Genomic DNA, 23,714 nt, shown 5'->3' on the forward strand with positions numbered 1-23,714 from the left:
ACTTAACGTTAGATGAGTAATTATCATATCAAGCATTTGGAAGAGTATTTTCAGGTGTATCGAAAATCCGTTAGAAACCCCGAGGGATTTTGGGAAGAAGTAGCAGAAGAGCACTTTCACTGGCGTAAAAAATGGGATTCCGTTTTGGAATGGGATTTTAGCAAACCAGAAATCAGTTGGTTCAAGGGAGCTAAACTTAATATTACAGAAAACTGTATAGATCGCCACTTAAGAATTCGCGGTGATAAAACTGCCATTCTTTTTGAGCCCAACGACCCAAAGGAAGAAGCAGAACATATAACGTATACCCAACTTCACGAACGCGTTTGTAAGTATGCCAATGTACTTAAGGATAAAGGTGTTCAGAAAGGCGATAGAGTAGTGATTTATTTGCCCATGATTCCCGATTTGGCCGTTGCGTTATTGGCATGTGCCCGTATTGGAGCGATTCATTCTGTAGTTTTTGCAGGATTTTCCTCTACTGCTCTGGCCACAAGAATTAACGATTGTGGGGCAAAAATGGTATTGACCTCCGATGGCTCCTACCGTGGCAAAAAAGTAATAGACCTTAAATGCATTGTGGATGAAGCGCTCGAGAGCTGTCCGGATGTGGAAACTGTTTTGGTGACCAAACGTACAGGAGGCGAAGTTACCATGAAAGAAGGCAGGGATGTTTGGATTCAGCCTCTTTTAGATAAAGCATATTCAGATTGTGTACCCGAAATTATGGATGCGGAAGATCCGTTGTTCATTTTATACACATCTGGTTCCACCGGTCGTCCCAAAGGAATGGTGCATACCACAGGAGGCTACATGGTCTACACTGCCTACACTTTTAAAAATGTTTTTCAATATAGGGAAGAGGATGTTTATTGGTGTACCGCAGATATTGGTTGGATTACAGGACACTCTTATATTGTGTATGGTCCTTTGGCCAACGGGGCAACAACAGTAATGTTCGAGGGTGTACCCTCTTATCCAGATTTCGGAAGGTTCTGGGAAGTGGTACAAAAACACAAAGTAACTCAGTTTTATACTGCACCTACGGCTATTAGGGCACTTGCCAAAGAAAATTTGGATTTTGTGACCGAATACGACCTTTCTAGTTTAAAGGTACTGGGAACGGTAGGAGAGCCTATTAACGAAGAGGCTTGGCACTGGTATAACGATCATGTTGGGGAAAAGAAATGTCCTATTGTGGATACTTGGTGGCAAACAGAGACAGGTGGAATCCTTATCTCTCCAATTCCGTTCTCTACACCAACAAAACCAACATACGCAACATTGCCCATGCCAGGTATCCAACCTGCTCTAATGGATGAAAATGGCGAAGAGATCAAAGGGAACCAAGTTGATGGTAGGTTGTGCATTAAATACCCATGGCCTTCTATTGCCAGAACTATTTGGGGCAATCATCAGCGATATAAGGATACCTATTTCTCAGCATTTGAAGGAAAATATTTTACGGGTGATGGAGCACTTAGGGATGAGGTTGGCTACTATCGTATAACCGGTAGGGTAGATGATGTAATTATTGTTTCCGGCCATAATTTGGGTACAGCACCGATAGAAGATGCCATCAACGAGCATCCAGCGGTAGCAGAATCAGCTATTGTAGGATTCCCTCACGATATTAAAGGGAATGCTCTTTATGGCTATATTATCTTGAAAGAAACAGGTGAAGATCGTAATCGCGATAACCTGAAAAAGGAAATCAACCAATTGATCACAGAGCATATTGGTCCAATTGCCAAGCTGGATAAAATTCAGTTTACTGAAGGCTTGCCCAAAACGAGAAGTGGTAAGATTATGAGGAGAATTTTAAGAAAGATTGCCTCAAAGGACACCAGTAATCTGGGAGATACTTCAACTTTGTTGAATCCAGAAATAGTAGAGAAAATCATGAAAGAAAGTCTGTAGTAGGCATTCTGATTGTAGCTTAACAAAGGACCTTCTCATCTGAGGAGGTCTTTTATTTTTTGGGGCTTTAGTTTTTCAATGGTGCGCAGAAAGGCAATTGCGGTAATAAAAGCATCCCCAAGAGCAGTATGCCGGTCTTTACGGGATATACTGAACTTTTTAGCAAGGTCGTCCAGCGTGTATCTTTCTTTTTGTTCAACCACCGATGAAATCAACAGTGTTCGGATATAGAGCTTCTCCGTATCCAATGTTTTGTTTTTCAGTTTTGGCAGGCCGTTTCTTTTTAGCGCTGCATTGATCATATTGATGTCGAACATTACATGATGTCCTACCAAGACATGGTTTTTGGCGTAATCAAGAAAAAGTTTCAAAGCATCCAGTTCGGAAATACTGTTCTTTCTGCTCTTCTTCAGAATCCCGTGAATTTCTGCACTTTCCTTATTATAATGCTCCTGTTGAATATATACTTCAAAAGTTTCCTTAACCACAATACTGTCGCCCTTCAATTTAAGGGCGCCAATACACAGCATTCGGTCTTTGGTTAGGCTAAACCCAGTAGTTTCCGTATCCAATACTACAAAGGTGTTCTCTTTGACATCATCGGGAAGTTTTTCCTTAAAATGCTCATCGTATTCCCACCAGAAATCGGGAAGTTCCAATTGTTTTTTTTTCGAGAACGGCCACATTATCTCAACAGATTCTTTACTTGAAACCTTACCTCGATTAAAGATTGTATTTCCTTAACGGTTTTAAAGGTTCTTTTTAATTTGATTTTTTCCTCTTTGTTCAATTGGTCAAGGGCAATATATCGTCCCGAGTCATTGTGCAATAACCCTTGCCTCGTCCTAAATTTTAACAAGGCTTTGCTGGCGTAGGAGCAGGCTAAATACAGCTCCTTGTTGTTGGGTTCCAATTCGGCCAATTTTTCATAGCGTTCCGCAGTATTGTTAATGGACTTTATGGAGTGCGAGAGTATGAGTACCCTTGCGGCATCGATAATGGGCATGAGCACACGAAGCTTAAGATCAAAAAAGTCCTTATGTTCACCATCTTGTTCTACTAAAAAGTCCCTGAAAAATCCAGATGGGGAAGGATTCTGTAGTGCTCCACTGGCCAAATGGGTGAAAAATTGTGGATATTGATGGGCATGATCGAAAATGCTTTTCGAAAGTTCGTCGGCGAGGGCTTTCTCGCCAAAAGCAACGTTGTAATCAAAAAATATGGAGGATAAAAGAATCTCTTCTGGTCCAGGATTGTGGATCCAATGAGCGGTGACATTTTTCCATTCTGTGAGGCTATGGCACCAAGAACGATTTGAAGCCATCATTTCTGCAGGACAATATTCAAACCCGATGGTATTCAGCATTTTGGAAATGCTTTCTCCCAGTTTTATAAAGTAGTTCCTGGTCGTTTCCAAACGGTCTTCCGAAACATCTTCAAAAATAATGGCATTATCCTGATCGGTGTTCAATAATTGTTCTGCGCGCCCTTGACTGCCCATACTCAACCAAGTGAACTTAACCGGAGGTTCTTCTTCCATTTTGGACAAAGCGATTTGAATCACCTGTTTGGTAGAAGCATCATTTAATTCGGAAATAATCTTGGATACCAATCCCAAGGGAATATTTTGATCAAGGTAACCCTGTAATAAATTCATGATACCATGCCGAATACCACGTAACCTCTTGGCATCTGTTGCACGTTTGATTGCTCGTAGCAATACGGCCGGATTATTGCCTACCGCTACCATAATATCGTGTTTGGATAGGATTCCTACCGCTTTTGTTTCGGTAGTGCCATCTTCTGTCAAAACCAAATGGCTGATGTTGCTTTTCATCATCGCCATTTGTGATTGTGCCAAAGTAAGTTCCTTGGGATAGGTTATAATTGGCGAGGACATAATGGTTTTGGCCGTTGCAGATATCGGGAACAGGCCAGTGGCCACTTTTTTACGAAGGTCTTTATCGGTAATGATACCTGCCGGAAGGTCATCTTTTTCAACCAGAATACAGCTTACGTTGTATTTGGTCATTTTATCGGCGATGGTCTTTATTTTAGTTCCTTCTTTACAGGTAATAAGGTCCGTTGAATATTTTATGGGCTGTAGATCTAGAATTTTATTGGTGGAATATCTTTCCGCTTCCTCGTTAACACCATATAGTTTGCCCCGGTGTTTTATGGAATAAGGATTACCCGTATTGGAAGCAAAGCTTTCAATCAAAAAGTTTCCGATACGCTTGTTTTCAAGTGCCAACGGTTTAAACTCCTTAATAGGAATGGCATAAAGTATGGTTTCCTCATATGCCTTGGCCTCCAACTTATATTTTTCATGTGCCAATAGTGGACGGAGTCCAAAAACATCACCCTCATCGCAAATATCCAGTATTTGACTTGAACCCGCTTTGGACAATGCAATGGCGCCTTTGTTGACAACATAAAAGTTATCGTGAGGATTTTCATTCTGTGAAAATACAATGCTATTGGTTTCTTTATGAATAATCACTACCTCAAGGGACAATTGTTCCAATTGCTTGGTCTCCATTGCATTGAATGGAGGGTAGTTTTTTAAGAAATCTGCAATGCGTTCGGAAATAGTGTTTTTCATGGTACTTAAAAGTACGGGTAAAATCTAAAAATCTGGATGCTTTACATAAAAAAAGGCCACTAATATAGTGGCCTGATCTTTAAACACAGTAGCGCTTAAATTTAGTTACTTTCTATAGTCCAATGCAGGTGGTCTGTTGCCTAAAAGCGGAATATATGTGAAATCTTTCCCGCGTTTTTCTATAAACTCTGCTTTGGCTTTTTCTATGAGTTTTTGATCTTTATAAATATCAATGGCAGTAAGTGCGATTGTTTTTGCTGCTACCATCATACCTTTTTTACCAATTGATGTACCACCGGCTGCAACAGCTTGCCAACTATGTCCGGGAGTTCCTGGTACAAAAGTGGAGGCTATCATACCTATGGTAGGAACTACAAAGCTTACATCACCAATATCCGTAGAACCATTGATCTTGGTGCCTGTTTTATACGGTTGAATGGTCTCGGCCTTTGAATCATCAATGGCATCCATACCTAGACTTTTTACAATTTGCTCACCAAATATGTTCTCCTCATTGGTATATTCGATTCCACCCACTTCAACAAGGTTATCATACATCACTTTTTGAAGTGTAAGGTTTGGAAGCAATTCGTAGGTGCCTCCGATCATTTCATATTCCATAGTGGTTCCAGTACCCATGGCCGCACCTTCTGCTGCTTTCACGATTCTGTCAAAAACATCAATCACCACATTTCGGTTAAAGTGTCTGGCGTAGTAATAAACTTCGGCATAATCAGGAACAACGTTGGGGGCTTTTCCTCCATTAGTTATCACATAGTGTATTCTTGCATCTTGAGGGATGTGTTCGCGCATCATGTTTACCATAAGGTTCATGGATTCCACTCCATCCAATGCAGAGCGTCCTCGCTCGGGAGCACCAGCAGCATGGGCTGATACTCCGGAGAATCTAAATTTGGCAGATTTATTGGCCATTGAGGTAAAAGGATTGGCATTGTTTTCATCACCTGGGTGCCAGTGCAAAGCCACGTCCACATCATCAAAAACACCTTCGCGCACCATATATACTTTTCCAGACCCGCCTTCTTCGGCCGGTGTACCATAAAAACGGATTCTTCCTTTGGTATTGGTGGCATTGAGCCAATCTTTTATAGCAATGGCAGCGGCAACGGAGGCAGTACCAAATAAGTTATGGCCACATGCATGGCCAGCAATTCCTCCAGCACTTTTCTTTTCAGGGACAGCTTGTTGGGAGAGTCCCGGAAGAGCATCAAATTCTCCAAGAACGGCCAATATGGGTCCGTCTGTTCCATACTCGGCTACAAAGGCCGTGGGTATTCCAGCAATTCCGGCATTGATGGTAAATCCGGCATCCTTTAGAGTTTTCTGCAACAAGGCCGAACTTTTTTCTTCTTGGTAGCCTACTTCGGCCAGTTCCCAGATTTCTTGTGAAATTTCGCCGTAGACCTCACTTTGTTCATCCATTTTTTTTAATACATCCTTTTTGCTTTTTTGTGCATTGAGACCAAACAGGCAAATGAATAAAAAGAGTAGGGTGGGGGTTGATTTGATCATATAAGGTTTTGAGTTAGTTAGGCAGCTAAAATATTGGATGTACCTTAAAACGAAAAGTTTTGAACTGTGATTTATACACCTTTTATCGGATTCGTAAAAAAGTATAGGAATTATAAAAAGTCATTGAAAACAGATGGCTCAAACTGTTTTTTTGTTTTTGATGCCAATGACGCAAATACGCATAAGAATGATTTCAAGAAATAGGTATACAAATCTTTGGAAAACTAAGTGGTAATATCCTTTAAAGAATTTATTTTCTATTGCTTGCCTTGTTATAGGCACGAATCATGAGGATGGCCCAAATGGCAACAAGCACGATAACAACAATGGAGAACCCTAGAACAATATCATTTGCTGTCATTGTCCACGAGTTTTAAGTATATCATTACACCCAAAAGAGTTGGTGCCCATAGGCCAACAAAAAGGCCATGTTCCGGGCTGCCATTAAGAAAGAGGTATTCTGCCACCAATATGATCAATGCACAAAGTATTAGCATCATTAAATTAGCGGCGCCTAATTTTTTGAAATAATTCATTCGAAGGTTGGTTTAAAACTTGAAGTTAGGAAAAATCTTAGAGAATACGCGATAACTAAATCAGGAACGCTGTCGAATTAATATTTCGATTCTTGGCACATCTTGGTTTGAGAGTTTGGCCATAAGATCATTTAATCCAATAATTGATTGTTTATGATCAATTTAAAGTTTGCTTCATAAGTTGAGAGCTTACTAAAAGTCCACAAGCTATCTACAATTGGGTTTTGTTCATAGATTAGGGTCAAACTGCCTGAACCATTTTTGCTATATAGTTGAACTTCATCAAAAGCTATGTTTTCCGTTGGTTTTACAAAGGAAACGGTATTGGAGGAAACGGCTATAAATTGATGGGATTGACTTTTAATCAAAACTTCATTGTCCTCGAAGGTAAGATAGATAATGTCTTGATCAGAGTTATTCTGGATCAGGAATTCCGTATTGAATATAGGTTCATCGTCAGATTCACATTGAGTTGACATTAACAGAGGGGCAAGTAGTAATAGCAAGAATTTTTTCATGTCAGTTGAGATTCTAATAGAGAAACAATCAAAACTATGAAAACCCTAATCCCTGTGCTTACTTTTTTTAAACTTAAAAACGTATGAATTAAGGGGTTGTAGGTTGGGATTTTCGACAGGTGGGAAGGTGCTTTCTGAATAACGGTAAAAAAAGAAAGTCATTCAACTGATAAACAGCTAAATGACTTTTGATTTTTGTAGCGAGAGGGGGACTTGAACCCCCGGCCTCCGGGTTATGAATCCGACGCTCTAACCAGCTGAGCTACCTCGCCATGTTTTTGGCTAAGCGGGTGCAAATATATGTTTAAATTTTCGCTGAATCAAAATTCATGATTAATTTATTATTTGATATTTATTTTTATATCTTCCCAAACTATACTAAAGTTGAAAAAACGATTTAAAGAACACGATAATGAGTGATAAGGTTAAATTTGAACTGGAGTTTGTCATCCATGCTTCGCCTCAGTTGCTTTACCAATATATTTCTACTCCTTCGGGACTATCTGAATGGTATGCCGACAATGTTAATTCCCGTGGGGAAATTTTTACTTTTATTTGGGATGGTTCCGAAGAAAGGGCCAAATTGCTCAAGCGGAAAAGTGAGGAATTTGTGAAACTCGCATGGGAAGAAAATGAGGATGGTTCCTTTTTTGAAATGCGAATTATAGTAGATGAAATTACAAAAGATGTTTCTCTTTTTATAACGGATTTTGCCGAGGACGATGAGGTGGAAGAGGCAAAAATGTTATGGGAAAACCAGGTTTCCGATCTTAAACAGGTTTTAGGATCTACCTAGTCGGATTCTCAAGTAAACCGTATATTTGGTCCCGATTAAAATCGGGACTTTTTTATGGTCAATTGTAACGGAGAACTTTTAGCACAGGATAAAGCGATTTTTACCCATAACAACAGGGGTTTCAAATATGGGGATGCCCTTTTTGAAACGGTTCGCTATGTTAACGGCACCTTATTTTTTTGGGAGGACCATTATTTTAGATTAATGGCATCCATGCGAATTCTTCGTATGGAAATACCAATGGAGTTTACTTTGGAATTCTTAGAGGAGACCATCAAAAAAACAATTGCATCCAATAATTTGGAGAACGGAGCAGTAAGAGTTCGTTTGACCGTTTTTAGAAATGAGGGAGGCTTGTATACTCCCAAAAGCAACGATGTTTCCTACCTCATTGAGACCAGTGCCATGGATTCCCCATTTTTTGTAATCGATGATAAAGATTATGAAGTGGAACTTTTCAAGGATTTCTACGTAAACAAGGATATGCTTTCCAATTTAAAGTCCACCAATAAGATTTTAAATGTGGTAGCAGGGGTATATGCAGAAGAAAATGGTTATGCCAATTGTTTATTGGTGAATACCGATAAAAAAGTGGTCGAGGCCATTAACGGGAATTTATTTTTGGTGAAGGGCAACATAATTAAAACACCTCCCTTGAGTGATGGTTGTTTGGATGGTATAGTCCGAAAAAATCTTATGAAAATCATCGCAGGTTCGGAAGAGTACGATTTAGTGGAGGATTCCATATCTCCGTTTGAGCTTCAAAAGGTGGACGAGCTATTTATTACCAATTCCATAGTAGGCATACAACCAATAACAAAATATAGGAAAAAGGACTATGTTGCCAAAGTAGCAAAAAGTTTAGTGGGCAAATTAAACGCAAAAGCTCGTATTGGTTAGTTGAGCGATGGATTCTCAGGTGCATTGGACCATAAAAGGTAATCACCACCAAGTTCCACCATTTTTTCTTTCCAGAAAGCAATCGAAGATTTTTCCAAGATACCACTTTCATATTCGTTAGGGACAACTACCCAAGATCTGGAAGAAAGCTCCTGGTCGAGCTGACTGGTGCCCCAACCGGAATAGCCCAAGAAAAATCGGATATCCTGTTCAGAAATGGTTCCGTTGTTAATTAGTTCTACTGTCATCTCAAAATTACCGCCCCAAAATATTCCATCGGAAATTTCAATACTGTTTTCAATGAGTTCCGGCACTTTATGGATAAAGTAAAGATTGTCCTGCTCCACAGGCCCACCGTTAAAAACTTGAAAAGGAATAGTGATATCGGAGACAAGATCGCAAATGGTGTAATCCAGGGGTTTGTTCAAAATAAATCCCACCGAACCTTCTTGATTGTGTTCGGCAATGAGCACAACGGACCTATTAAAAGAAACGTCACCGGTAAGTGAAGGTTCCGCTACAAGTAAATTTCCCTTTTTAGGCTTTTGACTTACCATTTACATGTTTTCTTGTATTTAAATTTAACATATTATTTAACATATACAAAAAAACAAACACCATATAAACTAAAAAAGCACCCCTAAAAGGAGTGCTTTCGTATATAAAATAAATAATTGATTAGTTTACTGCACCGCTCAATTCAGCACCTGCTTTGAACTTTACAACGTTCTTAGCGGCAATCTTAATAGTAGCTCCAGTTTGTGGATTTCTACCTTCTCTAGCGCTTCTTTTAGAAACTGACCAAGAACCAAAACCTACCAAGGAAACTCTGTCTCCTTTTTTAAGCGTTCCTTCTACATTTCCCAAGAAAGATTCCAATGCTTTTTTTGCTGCTGCTTTAGTGATGCCAGCATCAGCTGCCATAGCATCGATTAATTCTGTTTTGTTCATAATGGAATTAAATTAATTGTTGTTAATATAATTTTAATGCTGAACAAATTTATATGGATTTGCAACTCACGCAAGTAAAACCAAGGGAAATCGGGGTTTTTGTTGATAACTTGAAACGTTTGTTGATAAAGTGGGAAAAAAACGACAAGTTTTCGCAGCCCAATCATAGCAAGGCTTTACAGAAGATGGGCGTCATTTTCTAGATTTAGTCCGTTTAAAACCTCGTTTACCTGCATTCTTCGCTTGCCGGGCAGCTGTAATTCCAATAGTGAAATGTACCCATCTTTAACCGCTACCTTCAACGATTTTTTCTCTACCACTAGCTTTCCAACGTTATAGTTGTGCTCGGCAATTTCCATTTCGGTCTTGAAAATCTTCATGGAGGCTGCATTGCCATCATTCACCAATTCGGACCAAGCACCAGGGTAGGGACTTAAACCCCTAATGTGGTTATAAATGTTGGGCATTGTAGCGTTCCAATCAATTCTACAGGTTTCCTTGTGAATTTTTGGTGCGGGCTTAAGCTCCATACTTTCATCTTGCGATTTACGCTCAACTGTTCCGGCCTCAATCTGTTTGCAAGTCTCAACGACTAAATGCGAACCAAGTTCCATTAATCTATCGTGTAAAGTACCTGCACTATCGTCGGAATGTATTTTTTCTGTTCTTTGAAGGATGATACTCCCCGTATCAATTTTTTCATCAATAAAAAACGTGGTAACTCCCGTTTCCGTTTCACCATTGATAATGGCCCAATTGATGGGTGCCGCTCCACGATATTGAGGGAGGAGAGAGGCGTGAAGATTAAAGGTGCCATATTCGGGCATTTGCCAAACAGCTTTGGGCAACATTCTAAAGGCGACAACCACTTGTAAATTGGCATTGAGACTTTTGAGTTCATCCAAAAATGCTTCATCCTTTAAATTGGTGGGTTGCAATACCTTTAAGTCATGCTTTACCGCAAATTGTTTCACGGCCGATTCCTGCACTTTTCGTCCGCGTCCTGCAGGCCTGTCCGGTGCGGTTATTACGCCGACCACTTTAAAACCGGCCTCTAAAAGTTGTTTTAGGCTGCCCACCGCAAAATCTGGGGTGCCCATAAATACAATACGTAACGAATTATTTTTTGGTGTATTCATTCTTAAAGTTTAGGGAGACCAACTCATCCTCCAGTAGTCTTTCCAAGATTTTTAATAGTTCTTTTTCATTGGCTCCAATAGCCTTTTCCAACTGCCTTGAGGTATGTGGACGAATATCCAAAAGTTCCAAGACCCTTTGCTCCAGATCATGTGGAGAGGCCACTACAGTTTTCTTTGTGCAAATATCGCATGTCCCGCACTTTTCCGCAGTTTTTTCCCCGAAATATTTTAAAAGGTAAACACTACGACAAACCTTTTTGTTGGAAATATAGCCCAGCATAGCTGCCATATTGTTTTGTTTGACCAAATTAAAGTCCTTGATTTTTTTTACGAACAGATTTATCGTGTGGTCATCTTCCCGGGGCACCAAAAAAGTAATTTCCAGGTCAGATGTATTGTTATGGTATTCCGCAATGTTATCATCCGCTAGTTGTTGCAGTATTTGTTTTAACCGTTGCTCACTAGTCCCTGTTTTTTGGGAGAGCATGTACAGGTTTATTTTTGTATCGTACTCTGTTATACCTCCGTAGGTTCTTAAAATAGTCTGGATTACAGGTGCTGTCACCCTGTTTTTGTCTAGATAATTGAATATTTCCGTTTTGGTCGCCACAAATTGAAGTGTGGTTTTTTCCTTAAAATTCTCTGCAAGGGACAGCACAGAGTTCTGATCGAGAATACGAATGGCATTGAACGTCATGTTCGGGTTGAACTCATAACGCTTGCAGAATTCATTGAACTTAAAAGCCAAGGGGTCGGAAATAAGTTCACCGTACGATATCTGGAAGTAGTTGTTTAATTTGGAATAAACCTGTTTTACAAACCCTACATCGGGCAATGTGGATAAAAACTGTTGCTTGGCCTTATCCTCGTCTTCTTTGGAAGTTATAATTATAGCTGTAGATGGTTTTCCATCACGGCCAGCTCTTCCCGCTTCTTGAAAATAACTTTCCAAACTATCGGGTATCTGGTAATGTATCACCAATCGAACATCGGGTTTGTCCACACCCATCCCAAAAGCATTGGTAGCCACCATAACCCTTACTTTTCCGTTTAACCAAAGGTTGAGTTTTTCCTCCTTATCGGATTTTGGAATACCTCCGTGAAAAAAAGTGGCTGAAATCCCATTCTTGATTAAAAAGTTGGCCAGCGAAATGGACATTTTCCTTGAACGTACATAAACAATGGCGCTGCCTGGGATTCGCTCCATATATTTTTTGAGCTGGTACAGTTTGTCCTCTGAACGTTTTACCTTAAAATTTATATTGGAACGGGAGAAAGAATCCTTGAACACCTGAACGTCATCAAGCTCCAAATTTTCAATAATATCTTCAACAACCCTTGGAGTTGCCGTTGCTGTTAAGGCCATCATTGGGGTGTCTGGAGCAAGTTCCTTTAGAATGGAACACTCGAGATAGGCCGGTCTAAAATCGTTTCCCCATTGAGATATGCAATGTGCCTCATCAATAGCAATCAGGTTCACGTTCATTTGTTGAATGCGCTCCCTAACAATGGGTTGTTGCAAACGTTCCGGGGATAGGTACAAGAATTTATAGTTGCCAAAAAGGCAATTATCCAATAGGTCGTTCAATTCTGAAGGTGGTATGCCCCCGGTCAATGCAATGGCTTTAACGCCTCGTTTTTTTAATTGGGCCACTTGGTCTTGGATAAGCGCCACCAAAGGTGAAACCACAATACATATGCCCTCCACGGCCAGCGATGGTACTTGATAGCAAACAGATTTGCCTCCACCAGTGGGCATTAAGGCCAGCACATCTTGCCCTGAAAGAATTGTGTTGATGATTTGTTTTTGGGATCCCCTGAAATCATCATACCCCCAATATTGTTGTAAAATACTTGTGGTGTCCTTGTGCACTATGTTTTTTTAAGTGTTTCCAAAATAAAATCTATCCGCATAGGGACTTCATCTTTTGGCACTTCGATGGGGTTATAGCCAAATTGGGTATATATTTTCATCAAGGAATGATGAATGCTCTCTGCTTCTTCAAAGGTTTCCATTCGCTCATTATCCGAAACATAAATTTCTTGCCAAGGAGGAACAATAAAAACCGAATCGTATCTGTGGTTTTCGCAGTGAGAAATAAAAAAATTGTCGTACTCCTGACCAAAAAAGTCCATGTAGGCCAATACATCCGGAATACCTCTGTCAAAAAAACTTATGGAAGTATCAAGATTCAAGGATTCCCTGTAATGGGATGTTCTACCCTCCAGCAAGTCTTTATTAAACTGCAGTGCATCATCCACAAACACCAATGGATTGGAAATATATTCTTCAGATTGTCCCTCTTCTTTTGCTTTAGAGGTCATATCGCGAATAATTTCATGAAAGCAATGAAATCCTTTGCGTTCCAGTCCATTTACTATGGATGTTTTACCTGTACCGGGCGCGCCCGTAATAACTACTTTATTCTTTCCCAAAGACCTTGAATTGATTATGCAAATTAATGAAAACGCCCTAAGGAAAAAAAATTGATGGGTAAGCCATATATTTGTATAAAAATGAGGTATGGATAAGAAAGATACAGATGAGTTCTATGCTAAGCTTAGGGAAAAACTATTGGATACCACCGATTGGCCTTCCAATTATCTCTATAAATTCATAGTGCCCACAGACGAGGAGCGCATTTCACAGATACACGATATTTTTGATAATACAGGAGCTGTGATCGAATCCAAAAAATCTAAAAAGGGAACATATACCAGTCTTTCCATTACGGTGCATTTAAAAGACCCCGATGAAGTAATTCTCAAATACAAGGAAGTTTCCGTTGTAGAGGGCGTTATTTCCTTATAATAGCAATGTTTGCCATAATTTTAGTAATTTGCAGGCGTTATCGGATAGTCTTTCCAAATATCAAATTTCTAAACACATTAGTTTGAACGAAGTATTTAACCTAGAATATAATACAGAGCGCCCTAAGCTTTTTATCCCAGAGTATGGTCGTCATTTTCAAAAGATGGTGGACCATGCGGTCACCATTGAAGACCGCGATGAGCGCAACCGAGTGGCAAAGTCCATTATAAGTGTTATGGGCAACTTGCAGCCTCATTTAAGGGATGTTCCCGATTTTCAACATAAACTTTGGGATCAATTGTTTATCATGTCCGATTTTAAATTGGATGTGGATTCGCCTTTCCCCATTACATCCAAAGAGATGTTACAGCAGAGGCCCGAACCATTGGATTATCCGCAAAACCACCCAAAATACCGTTTTTACGGAAATAACATCAAAAGAATGATAGATGTGGCCGTAGAATGGGAAAAGGGAGATATGAGGTCTGGTTTGGAGTATGCCATTGCCAACCACATGAAAAAGTGTTATTTGACCTGGAACAAGGATACTGTTGAAGACTCTGTAATTTTTAACCATTTGAAGGAACTTAGCGATGGACAAATAGATTTGGCCAAAAGCGACGAAAGTTTGACAGAAAGTGGACAATTCCTCAAGAACAGACCAAGCAGGTCTAACAACAATAATAGAGGTAAAAAGGGTCAGAGAAGCAGGAAGAAAAGATATTAAATTCCAAAGGAATACATGGGTACATTTCGAATAGAGGGTGGACACCAGTTGCATGGTGAAATTACCCCCCAAGGAGCAAAGAACGAAGCACTACAGATTCTTTGTGCCGTTTTACTATCAGAAGAAAAAATTACCATAAATAACATTCCCGACATTGTAGATGTCAATAAATTAATAGCCCTTCTGGAGGATTTGGGAGTAAAAATCCAAAAGAAAGGAAAGGGTTCTTACACCTTTAAGGCGGATGATGTGAATTTGGATTATTTGCAATCTGCAAAGTTCAAAGAAGATGGAAGAGGCCTTCGAGGATCTATAATGCTGGTTGGACCATTATTGGCCAGATTTGGAAAAGGGTATATCCCAAAACCTGGGGGAGACAAAATCGGAAGAAGAAGACTGGACACCCATTTTGAAGGCTTTATTAAGCTAGGAGCACAATTCCGTTATAACAAGGAAGAGCATTTTTATGGTGTTGAGGCCGAAAAACTAAAGGGAACCTATATGCTTTTGGATGAAGCATCGGTTACTGGAACTGCCAATATAGTTATGGCAGCCGTCTTGGCAGAAGGTACCACAACCATTTATAATGCCGCTTGCGAGCCTTATTTACAGCAATTGTGCAAGATGTTGAACCGTATGGGGGCCAATATATCCGGAATTGGTTCCAATTTGTTGACTATTGAAGGAGTTAATTCTTTGGGAGGAACAGAGCATACCATGTTGCCCGATATGATCGAAATAGGTAGCTGGATTGGTCTTGCCGCTATGACCCAGAGCGAACTTACCATCAAAAATGTAAGTTGGGACGATTTGGGCCAGATTCCTACGGTATTCAGAAAACTCGGAATTTCGCTGAAACGTAAGGACGATGATATTTTTATTCCAAAACACGAAGGGGGTTACGAAATCCAGAATTTTATAGATGGCTCCATCCTAACCATAGCTGATGCACCGTGGCCAGGATTGACCCCGGATTTATTGAGCATTATTTTGGTTGTGGCAACCCAAGCCAAAGGAGAAGTGCTGATCCATCAAAAAATGTTTGAAAGCCGACTGTTCTTTGTGGACAAGCTTATTGATATGGGGGCGAAAATTATTCTTTGTGACCCACACCGTGCCACAGTAATCGGTCACGATTTTAAATCCACTTTAAAGGCTACCACCATGGTGTCCCCAGATATTAGGGCAGGGGTATCTCTTTTAATTGCAGCACTTTCTGCCAAGGGTACTTCTACCATCCACAATATTGAACAGATAGATCGTGGTTACGAAAATATTGATGAGCGCTTGAGGGCTATTGGGGCAAAAATCGTAAGGGTTTAAGCCTTATTTTTCGATTAATTTACCATCAGGATAAAGTGCAAATCGACCTCTATCCTTTTCATGCACATTGTCCGGATGTGGCCAAGGCCACCCTCCAAATTGAGTAAGTCGGTATTCTTCCATTGCCTTTTGGATTTCCTCTTGGGTATTCATTACAAAAGGTCCGTATTTGGCAACGGGTTCTCCGATTGGTTTTCCCTGTAACAACATAAAATGTGCTTTTTGACCTCCTGATTTTATATGTACCTCTTCAGAAGGGTCTAGTACAATACCAAAATTGGGATTGATTTTTTTGTCAGCAATATGTATTTCGTCACCGTCATAAAAGTAAAGCACGCGGTTTACCGAGCTGTTGGCTTTCGGTAGCACATATTCCGAGTTTGCATCTACATGGATGTTCCAAATGGCTACTTCGTTCTCTGGATTGGCTGCCCAAGAATCCGGTGCAGGGGCAATAGGTGTTGTATTTTTATAGGCGCCCGCTACAACTTTGACCGTAGCGTTTTCTTCTTTAAGAACGGGAATGTCTTCGTTCCAGAGCATTTTAAAATGAGGATCTACAAATTTCCCTACTTTGGGGAGGTTCAACCAAATTTGAAATAGCTCCAACGGGTTTTCATCATCATCATTCAACAATGGGAACATTTCGGAGTGTTGCACACCTCTTCCGGCTGTCATCCATTGGACATCTCCTTGTCCAAATCTACCTGCAGCACCCAAGGAATCTGAATGATCACAGAATCCTCTGTTTACAATGGTTATGGTTTCAAACCCTCTGTGGGGGTGATAGGGGAAGCCTGGTATGGTCTGTCCGTGATACATACGCCAATCGGTACTTGGATCAAAATCACTTCCCAAGTTTCTTCCTTTTAGCAAAGATGCATCAGGTCCCATTGCACCATTTCCTTTAGGAAAGTGGTCCAAATGGTACACACTGAACAAAAATGGATCTAATGTTTGCCAAGGTGAGCTAAGTGGGAAAGTTTGTATAACAGGATTTTTCATAGCTTGATACGTAAGAGGTTTATAGATCAAAAAGCCTGCACTGGGCAGGCTTTTCAATACAACTAAGTTAAAACTATTTGCCAGGAATGGGTGGTGGGCCATCAATCATGGCTTCATATTTTACATCACCTTTTCTGGTTTTATATTCTTCTTTTACTTTTTCTACCAATTTTGGGTCGTCAAAAAGATCTAACATGGTCATTCCCATTGCTTTGGAAGCATAAATCATACCTTTATGACCAATGCTCATACCACCACAGGCAACTACGGCCCAAGAATGCCAAGGGGTTCCTTTTGGAGCAACGGTAACGCCCAAGTTGATATTTGGTACATTCCAGCTTACGTCTCCAACATCAGTGGAACCTCCTCCAGGGAGTGCTTCGGTTTCTTTTAATGGGTGAACTTCTCCGTCCATGCCCACTTGTGGCTTTCCTGTAGCCTCTTGAATGGCTTTTCCATAGGTAACTTCCTCATCGGTATAGGTGATAGGACCCAAAAGTTCCAAGTTGCTTTGCATTATTTTACCGCCTTCTCGGTTTACCAATGTCTCGTAAATACCAGAAATCAATGAGTATTTGTATTCAACATTAGCCATAATTGCAGCACCTTCGGCCATGGCTTTTACTCTTTCGAAGGTAGGGAGCATTACATCTCTTTTTGGATCACGCACCCTAACCCATAATCTGGAGTAATCAGGTACCACATTTACTACTTGTCCACCATCTTGAATGTGATAATGGATTCGCGAGGTAGGTTTTATATGCTCTCTGTAGTAATTGATACCCGTGGTGTACAATTCCAACGCATCGGAGGCACTACGACCGTTCCATGGATCTGCAGAAGCGTGTGCAGCCTGACCATAGAATTCTACCATAAAATCCACCAATGCCAATCCACTTTGTACATCAGCTTCAATTTCTGCAGCAGGGTGCCAGCTAACATTTACATCCACATCGTCCCAAAGACCTGCTTCTACCATCCAAACTTTTCCGAAGTATTTTTCTTCTGCTGGGGTTCCAAAGAACTTAACGGTTCCTGTAATGTTACCAGCTTCAATTTGTTCTTTGATAGCAATAGCTGCCCCTAAACTAGCAGCCCCAAACATATTATGTCCACAGCCATGTCCGGGTTCGCCTTCAATTCTTGGGTCTTTTGTTGGAACAGTGTTCTGAGAAAGACCTGGAAGCGCATCAAACTCTCCCAATACACTGATTACCGGTGAGCCTGAACCATAAGTTGCAATAAAGGCAGTTGGAATGTCAGCTACACCTCTTGTTACGGTCATGCCATTTTCTTCGGCGTAATCGGCAAGCAATTCTGCGGAAATGGATTCTTCAAAGGCAGTTTCTGCCAGTGCCCAAATGGAATCACTGATTTTAATAAGGTTTTCTTTGTGCTTTTCTACCGAAGCAACTACGGCTTTTTTGTCCTTGGTCATCTTTTGGGCGGAAAGGTTTAGTGTTACCAATCCCAAAAGGAGTAAGGTTGAAAGTTTCTTCATTTTAAAGGTTTTGAGTTAGTTATAAGTTGTTGAATCCATCCAGCCTATCTTAGGATTAACAGGAGACCATCAACAGGAAATAAAATTAAAGAAAAAGCTTCAACTGACCGCTTCTTTATAGGTTTTTAAGCATCGTTCACGTGCCATTTTATGATCTACTATCGGATCTGGGTAAGTCAATTCCTGAAGGTCTGGTACCCATGTGTTGATATACTTCTTGTCTTTATCAAATTTTTTGATCTGTGTGGTCGGATTAAAAATTCTAAAATATGGAGCTGCATCTACACCACTTCCTGCTGCCCATTGCCAGTTACCAACGTTACTGGCCATTTCATAGTCCAGCAACTTTTCGGCAAAATAGGCTTCGCCCCACCGCCAATCGATCAGCAAATGTTTGCAGAGAAAACTGGCTACGAGCATTCGGACCCGGTTGTGCATATATCCTGTTTCATTGAGCTCGCGCATTCCGGCATCTACCAGTGGATAACCCGTTTTTCCATTTTTCCACTTTTCGAATTCTTCTTCGTTGTTTCTCCATTCGATTCTATCGTATTTTGATCGAAAGGCTTTGTTGACGGTATGTGGGTAATGCCAAAGGATTTGCATAAAGAATTCTCTCCAAATCAACTCGTTCCAAAACGTTTCGTTTTTTTCTTCGATGGCCTTTTTCACCATTTTTCGGATAGACACGGTACCAAAGCGCAAATGTGGTCCAAGTCGGGAAGTTCCTTTTTCTTTGGCAGGATAGTTCCGGGTGTCCTCATATTTTTGTATTAAGTGCGGGGTAACCGTAAAATCGGGCACCTCGATCGTGGATTCCTCAAAACCAATGTCTTCTAAGGAAAGTTGCGGCAGTGTTGTGGATTGATAAAGATTATTGCCAAGGTCTCCCAAAGTGTCGTACTCTACCAAATGGATGGACGGGTTAAAGTTTTCTTTCCATTTTCGCATGTATGGTGTGTAGACCACGTAGGGGTCTCCATCGTCCTTTACCACTTCTTCTTTTTCAAAAATAACTTGATCTTTGAAGGTGTTGAATTCGACCTTATTTTCTTCTAAAAAGGATTTAATGGCTACATCTCGTTTTTTTGCATAAGGTTCGTAATCATGATTAGTGTATACTGCTTCTATTTGGTAATGGTCCAATAGTTGTTGAAAAACCTGTTTTGGTGTGTCATAGAACTGCGCAATACCACTATCGAAGTTGGTTCTGAGCTTGTTATTGATTTTTTGAATTTGTTCGTGGATGAAGTTTACACGTGCATCGTTTTTGGGTAGATTTTCGAGTATTTCCTTATCAAATATGAATATCGGTAGTACGCGAACATCATTTTGGAGTGCTTGATATAGCCCAACATTATCATCTAAGCGCAAATCCCTTCTAAACCAAAAAACTATAACATTGTCTTTCATTAACTTATGTTTAAACTGGACATTCCGCCATCTACACCGATTACTTGTCCTGTAATCCACGAATTATTGGAGTCCAATAAAAAGCTGGCCATATTGGCGATATCCGCTGTATTGCCCACTCTCTTCATGGGATGTCTTGCCGACATCATTTCCTTTTTCTTGTCATTGCTCAACAGTCGCTCGGACAACGGAGTGTCTACCAATGACGGAGCGATAACATTGACGCGCACCTTTGGTGCATATTCTGCCGCCAATGCTCTGGCAAAACCTTCAATGGCTCCTTTTGCTGCCGAAACACTGGTATGGAATGGCATTCCTGTTCCTACTGCCACCGTACTGAAAAAAACCATGCTAGAACCTTCATTCATTTTATTGATAATGGATTTAACGGTTTTGGCCAATCCGATAAAATTGATTTCCATATCGTTTTTTATGGTCTCGACCCCCATGGTTTTGAATGGTTTCAGGTTAATACTACCAGGACAATATACAAAGCCGTCCAGTTTTTCCGGAATTGCTTTTTCGGATATGTCTTCCGTCAATGCGTTAAATGGAATATGAGTGACCTCCAAACCTGAAAGATTCTCGTTACTTCGGCTGGCAACAAATACCTGATTGTCTTTGGAGAGCTTTTTCGCCAGCTCCAAACCAATACCGTACGAACCACCTATCAATAGAATATTCTTTTTCATGTTATACTTTTCTAATGCTCAAATAATTTTCTTGCCCGTTCACTGTTCCAAAAAGTTCTGCGAGCTTGTTCTCCCTAAACTCAAAAATCTTTTTCAGTTGTTTTTTTACTAAGATTGGGTGTGTCAATTGTCCTAAAAAGCCAAATGGCAATTTGTAATCTATAATATCTTCCATTTCCACACCTTCGGGAACCTCTTTAATAAAGTGCTTGTGGTGCCAAAGGGAGTAGGGGCCAAAACGTTGCTCATCCACAAAATATTCGCCATCTTTTACATGGGTGATTTCGGTGACCCATTTAGTGGAAATAAACGGAAATGGTTTTACAATGTATTGTATTATTTGGCCTTGGAACATAGGCCTGTCCGCTCCGGCTAAAATATGGAATCCCATATGCTGTGGCGTAATTACGGCAAGGTTTTTAGGGTCGGACAAAAAGTCCCAAGCTTCCTTTTTACTTATAGGAAATACTTGTTTTGATTTTAATTGATAAAGTTGCATCCAAATGAGTTTATACAAAGATAAAGGTAAAATGTTTAATAAAAATATTAAAAAGTTAAACAAAAATTAAATCAAGCCCTTTTATTTCTTATTTTTGGTTTTAAGGTTTCATTAACAAATTGCGCATCGCTTTATCTTAATTTTGCTTTGCTGAACAATTAATACTTATTACAACTATGAAAAAATTTGCACTCTTATTATTTGCTGTGTCCATGTGTTTTTCTATGGAAGCACAAATTCAGACACCGGCACCAAGTCCGTTTTCTACATTGGAACAAAAAGTGGGACTAACGGATGTTACTGTAAAATATTCTCGTCCAGCGATGAAGGGACGAACCATATTTGGGGATTTAGTTCCTTATGGGGCTATTTGGAGAACTGGAGCCAATCAGAACACAGTCATCAGTTTTAGTGATGATGTTACCGTTAAAGGTAAAGAGCTTAAAGCTGGTACTTACGCTATTTATACAAGACCAGACGAAGCTGTATGGGAGGTTTTCTTTTATACCGATACTGAAAATTGGGGGAACCCAGCTGAATGGGATGCTTCCAAGGTTGCAGCAACTGTAAAAGTTGAGACTATGGAAATTCCAATGCCTATCGAATCATTTACTATTACCATTGACGACCTGCACAATAATGGTGCTACTTTGGGAATTATGTGGGAGAACACCTATGTTGGGGTCGACTTTGTTGTACCAACGGTAGATAAGGCCATCAAAAGCATAGAAGAGACGATGTCTTCTAAAGAAGATTTGACCGCCAACGATTACTTTGCTGCCGGATCTTATTATTTTGCTGAGGGAATGAATATGCAACAAGCCAGAGAATGGGTTGACAAAGCTGTTGAGATGGACGGTGGAAAAGCGTATTGGATGATGCGTACCCAGTCTTTGATATATGCTAAAATGGGAGATAAGGAAGCTGCTATCGAGGCTGCTAAAAAGTCCATGGCTGCTGCACAAGCTGCCGGCAACCAGGATTACGTTAAAATGAACAAGGACTCCTTGCAAGAATGGGCTAAGATGTAAATCAAAACCTATTTTTGAAAAATTATAAAAGCCCACTTTAAAAAGTGGGTTTTTTTATTCCTCTACATTATATGCTGAGTTACCCAAGAAATTATCGAAAATTTGGGTAATTATGGCCAAGACAATAACCAAGACACATCCAAAGGCGTTTAACCATAAATAGGACATCCAGTCTAAATTGAAGCCTACAATTACAATAATCTGTGTAACAATGGCGGCCACAAAAACAGCATTCCCTTTCACAAATTTGAAGAAGAACGCCAATAAAAATATTCCTAGCACATTTCCGTAAAAAATGGAACCGATAATGTTGACCAATTGAATAAGATTGTCAAAAAGGTTGGCAACATTGGCTATGATTATGGCTATAATCCCCCAAAGCAAGGTAAAAGCTTTGGTCGCTTTTAAATAATGCTCTTGGGAATGTTCTTTTTTGGTATTTCTCTTATACAGGTCTAGTGCGGTAATGGTTCCCAATGCATTCAGCTCCGAGGCAGTCGATGACATTGCGGCAGATAGAATAACCGCCAACAATAAACCAATTAAGCCCATGGGTAAGTTGTTGAGGATGAAATGGATAAATACATAATCCTTATCATTGGTCTCAACAGCGCCATCTGCTTTGGAAATCAAATCTTTTGCGGTTTCCCTACTGGCGTTTTCCTTTTGGTTGATCTTAATAATATTCTGTTTGGCCTGCTCAATGGCATTATATTCCTTGAGTTCCAAAGCAGCGGAGAAAGAGTGTTGGGCCATTCTTTTTTCTTTCTCCAATTCTTTATGGTCCTCTTCCAAGGCCTTGTAATCGTTTGCATATTCCGACTGCATTACAGCTTCTGTTGCGGCCGGGTTAAAGTTCAAGGGTGATGAATTGTACTGGTAAAACACAAATACCATGGCACCTACAAGAAGTATGAAGAATTGCATGGGTATTTTAAAAATACCGTTGAAAATCAGTGCCCATTGGCTTTCACGTACCGATCTTCCGGATAGATATCGCTGAACCTGGCTCTGATCTGTTCCAAAATAGGCCAGCGCCAAAAAGAAACCACCGGTAATACCGCTCCAAAATGTGTATCTATTGTCGGTATCCAAAGTAAAATCAAGAATGTTCAATTTGTTATTGGCACCAGCAATTTTTAATGCTTTACCAAAAGAAATATCGGTAGGAAGGGCGCCCATAATAAAGAAGAAAGCAAAGAACATACCCAACATAATGATGAACATCTGTTGCTTTTGGGTTACGCTCACTGCCTTGGTACCTCCTGAAACTGTGTAAATAATAACGAGGATTCCAATGATAACGTTCAAGGTTCTCAAATCCCATCCCAACACGGCTGAAAGGATGATAGATGGAGCAAAAATCGTGATTCCCGCAGCCAATCCCCGTTGAATAAGAAATAGAAGTGCCGTAAGGGTACGTGTTTTTAGATCGAAACGTCCCTCAAGCATTTCGTAAGCGGTAAAGACCTTTAATTTTTTGTAAATGGGAATAAACACCAAACAAATAACGATCATGGCCAAAGGCAGTCCAAAATAGAACTGTACAAAACCCATTCCGTCATGAAAAGCTTGTCCCGGAGTGGACAAGAATGTGATGGCACTTGCTTGGGTAGCCATAACGGATAGTCCAATGGTCCACCATTTTATATCGTCGCCACCACGAACATAGTCGTCCACGCTATTGTTTCCTCGGGTTTTCCAAACACCGTATGCAACAATAAAGAGTAGCGTGCTACCAAGAATGATCCAGTCGAGTAATGCCATTTAGGATTCTAATTGTTTAACATCATTATGAGGTAAAAAACTAATA

General features: G+C 40.2%; 23 protein-coding genes and 1 tRNA gene. 7 read left to right on the plus strand and 17 right to left on the minus strand.

Translation table 11 applies throughout. From position 1 onward, the window contains the following. Positions 1-12: 12 nt before the first annotated feature. Positions 13-1,920, plus strand: a complete 1,908-nt coding sequence (gene acs / locus PY091_RS14265) for an acetate--CoA ligase (protein WP_275650331.1) — start codon at positions 13-15, stop codon at positions 1,918-1,920. A 35-nt stretch (positions 1,921-1,955) separates the two neighbouring features. On the opposite strand, the gene PY091_RS14270 is transcribed toward acs, so the two are convergent. The 6 genes from PY091_RS14270 to PY091_RS14295 form a co-directional block, all read right to left on the minus strand. Beyond that, entirely contained in the window at positions 1,956-2,579 is a 624-nt protein-coding gene (locus PY091_RS14270) for a 3'-5' exonuclease (protein WP_313790390.1), read from the minus strand. A gap of 26 nt (positions 2,580-2,605) precedes the next feature. Then, complete coding sequence (locus tag PY091_RS14275) at positions 2,606-4,525, minus strand: DUF294 nucleotidyltransferase-like domain-containing protein (RefSeq protein WP_275650333.1); 1,920 nt, start codon at positions 4,523-4,525, stop codon at positions 2,606-2,608. Between the two features lie 105 nt (positions 4,526-4,630). Continuing rightward, the gene (locus PY091_RS14280; RefSeq protein ID WP_275650334.1) at positions 4,631-6,058 is read right to left on the minus strand and encodes an amidohydrolase; all 1,428 of its coding nucleotides are present in this window, start codon (positions 6,056-6,058) and stop codon (positions 4,631-4,633) included. 347 nt (positions 6,059-6,405) lie between these two features. Continuing rightward, a complete protein-coding gene (locus tag PY091_RS14285) occupies positions 6,406-6,594 on the minus strand; it encodes a hypothetical protein (RefSeq protein WP_275650335.1) in 189 nt (62 codons plus the stop codon). Between the two features lie 131 nt (positions 6,595-6,725). Further along, positions 6,726-7,112 (minus strand): hypothetical protein, encoded by a 387-nt coding sequence (locus PY091_RS14290; protein ID WP_275650336.1) that lies wholly within the window; start codon positions 7,110-7,112, stop codon positions 6,726-6,728. A 198-nt stretch (positions 7,113-7,310) separates the two neighbouring features. Continuing rightward, a tRNA-Met gene (locus tag PY091_RS14295) sits at positions 7,311-7,384 on the minus strand. 140 nt (positions 7,385-7,524) lie between these two features. Here PY091_RS14295 and PY091_RS14300 point away from each other — a divergent pair. After that, complete coding sequence (locus PY091_RS14300; RefSeq protein WP_275650337.1) at positions 7,525-7,908, plus strand: START-like domain-containing protein; 384 nt, start codon at positions 7,525-7,527, stop codon at positions 7,906-7,908. 54 nt (positions 7,909-7,962) lie between these two features. Continuing rightward, a complete protein-coding gene (locus PY091_RS14305) occupies positions 7,963-8,808 on the plus strand; it encodes an aminotransferase class IV (RefSeq protein WP_275650338.1) in 846 nt (281 codons plus the stop codon). Here the strand turns inward: PY091_RS14305 and PY091_RS14310 are convergent. The 5 genes from PY091_RS14310 to PY091_RS14330 all read right to left on the minus strand — a co-directional run bounded on the left by PY091_RS14310 (position 8,805) and on the right by PY091_RS14330 (position 13,334). Then, positions 8,805-9,365, minus strand: coding sequence for a YqgE/AlgH family protein (locus PY091_RS14310; RefSeq protein WP_275650339.1), 561 nt, complete (start codon positions 9,363-9,365; stop codon positions 8,805-8,807). The two genes, PY091_RS14305 and PY091_RS14310, sit on opposite strands and share 4 nt — an antisense overlap. Positions 9,366-9,486: 121 nt before the next feature. Continuing rightward, a complete protein-coding gene (locus PY091_RS14315; protein ID WP_014034238.1) occupies positions 9,487-9,759 on the minus strand; it encodes an HU family DNA-binding protein in 273 nt (90 codons plus the stop codon). 176 nt (positions 9,760-9,935) lie between these two features. Beyond that, positions 9,936-10,898 (minus strand): methionyl-tRNA formyltransferase, encoded by a 963-nt coding sequence (gene fmt, locus PY091_RS14320; protein WP_275650340.1) that lies wholly within the window; start codon positions 10,896-10,898, stop codon positions 9,936-9,938. Next, positions 10,879-12,771 (minus strand): RecQ family ATP-dependent DNA helicase, encoded by a 1,893-nt coding sequence (locus PY091_RS14325; protein ID WP_275650341.1) that lies wholly within the window; start codon positions 12,769-12,771, stop codon positions 10,879-10,881. The genes fmt and PY091_RS14325 overlap by 20 nt, the downstream gene beginning before the upstream one ends. Next, positions 12,771-13,334, minus strand: coding sequence for an AAA family ATPase (locus tag PY091_RS14330; protein ID WP_275650342.1), 564 nt, complete (start codon positions 13,332-13,334; stop codon positions 12,771-12,773). The genes PY091_RS14325 and PY091_RS14330 overlap by 1 nt, the downstream gene beginning before the upstream one ends. 88 nt (positions 13,335-13,422) lie before the next feature. On the opposite strand from PY091_RS14330, the gene PY091_RS14335 reads away from it, so the two are divergent. The 3 genes from PY091_RS14335 to murA all read left to right on the plus strand — a co-directional run bounded on the left by PY091_RS14335 (position 13,423) and on the right by murA (position 15,760). Then, positions 13,423-13,710: a DUF493 family protein gene (locus PY091_RS14335; RefSeq protein WP_275650343.1), complete on the plus strand. Its 288-nt coding sequence runs from the start codon at positions 13,423-13,425 to the stop codon at positions 13,708-13,710. 82 nt (positions 13,711-13,792) lie between these two features. Beyond that, on the plus strand, positions 13,793-14,437 hold the full coding sequence (locus PY091_RS14340) for a DUF4290 domain-containing protein (RefSeq protein ID WP_275650344.1): 645 nt from the start codon (positions 13,793-13,795) through the stop codon (positions 14,435-14,437). 15 nt (positions 14,438-14,452) lie between these two features. Continuing rightward, on the plus strand, positions 14,453-15,760 hold the full coding sequence (gene murA / locus PY091_RS14345) for a UDP-N-acetylglucosamine 1-carboxyvinyltransferase (RefSeq protein WP_275650345.1): 1,308 nt from the start codon (positions 14,453-14,455) through the stop codon (positions 15,758-15,760). Between the two features lie 3 nt (positions 15,761-15,763). Here the strand turns inward: murA and PY091_RS14350 are convergent, their stop codons facing one another. From PY091_RS14350 to PY091_RS14370, 5 genes are all read right to left on the minus strand, one after another. Then, on the minus strand, positions 15,764-16,765 hold the full coding sequence (locus PY091_RS14350; protein WP_275650346.1) for a pirin family protein: 1,002 nt from the start codon (positions 16,763-16,765) through the stop codon (positions 15,764-15,766). Between the two features lie 73 nt (positions 16,766-16,838). Further along, positions 16,839-18,266, minus strand: a complete 1,428-nt coding sequence (locus PY091_RS14355) for an amidohydrolase (protein ID WP_275650347.1) — start codon at positions 18,264-18,266, stop codon at positions 16,839-16,841. Positions 18,267-18,365: 99 nt separating this feature from the next. Further along, the gene (locus PY091_RS14360; protein WP_275650348.1) at positions 18,366-19,679 is read right to left on the minus strand and encodes a cryptochrome/photolyase family protein; all 1,314 of its coding nucleotides are present in this window, start codon (positions 19,677-19,679) and stop codon (positions 18,366-18,368) included. Continuing rightward, a complete protein-coding gene (locus PY091_RS14365; RefSeq protein ID WP_275650349.1) occupies positions 19,679-20,371 on the minus strand; it encodes an SDR family NAD(P)-dependent oxidoreductase in 693 nt (230 codons plus the stop codon). Before PY091_RS14365 ends, PY091_RS14360 begins: the two co-directional genes overlap by 1 nt. Position 20,372: 1 nt before the next feature. Further along, positions 20,373-20,870, minus strand: a complete 498-nt coding sequence (locus PY091_RS14370; protein ID WP_275650350.1) for an SRPBCC family protein — start codon at positions 20,868-20,870, stop codon at positions 20,373-20,375. Between the two features lie 176 nt (positions 20,871-21,046). On the opposite strand from PY091_RS14370, the gene PY091_RS14375 reads away from it, so the two are divergent. Next, the gene (locus PY091_RS14375) at positions 21,047-21,901 is read left to right on the plus strand and encodes a DUF2911 domain-containing protein (RefSeq protein ID WP_275650351.1); all 855 of its coding nucleotides are present in this window, start codon (positions 21,047-21,049) and stop codon (positions 21,899-21,901) included. 54 nt (positions 21,902-21,955) lie between these two features. On the opposite strand, the gene PY091_RS14380 is transcribed toward PY091_RS14375, so the two are convergent. Continuing rightward, positions 21,956-23,668: a sodium:solute symporter family protein gene (locus PY091_RS14380; RefSeq protein WP_275650352.1), complete on the minus strand. Its 1,713-nt coding sequence runs from the start codon at positions 23,666-23,668 to the stop codon at positions 21,956-21,958. Between the last annotated feature and the right edge of the window lie 46 nt (positions 23,669-23,714).

Source organism: Flagellimonas okinawensis (assembly GCF_029194005.1).
In the GTDB taxonomy this organism is placed as follows: Bacteria; Bacteroidota; Bacteroidia; order Flavobacteriales; family Flavobacteriaceae; genus Flagellimonas; species Flagellimonas okinawensis.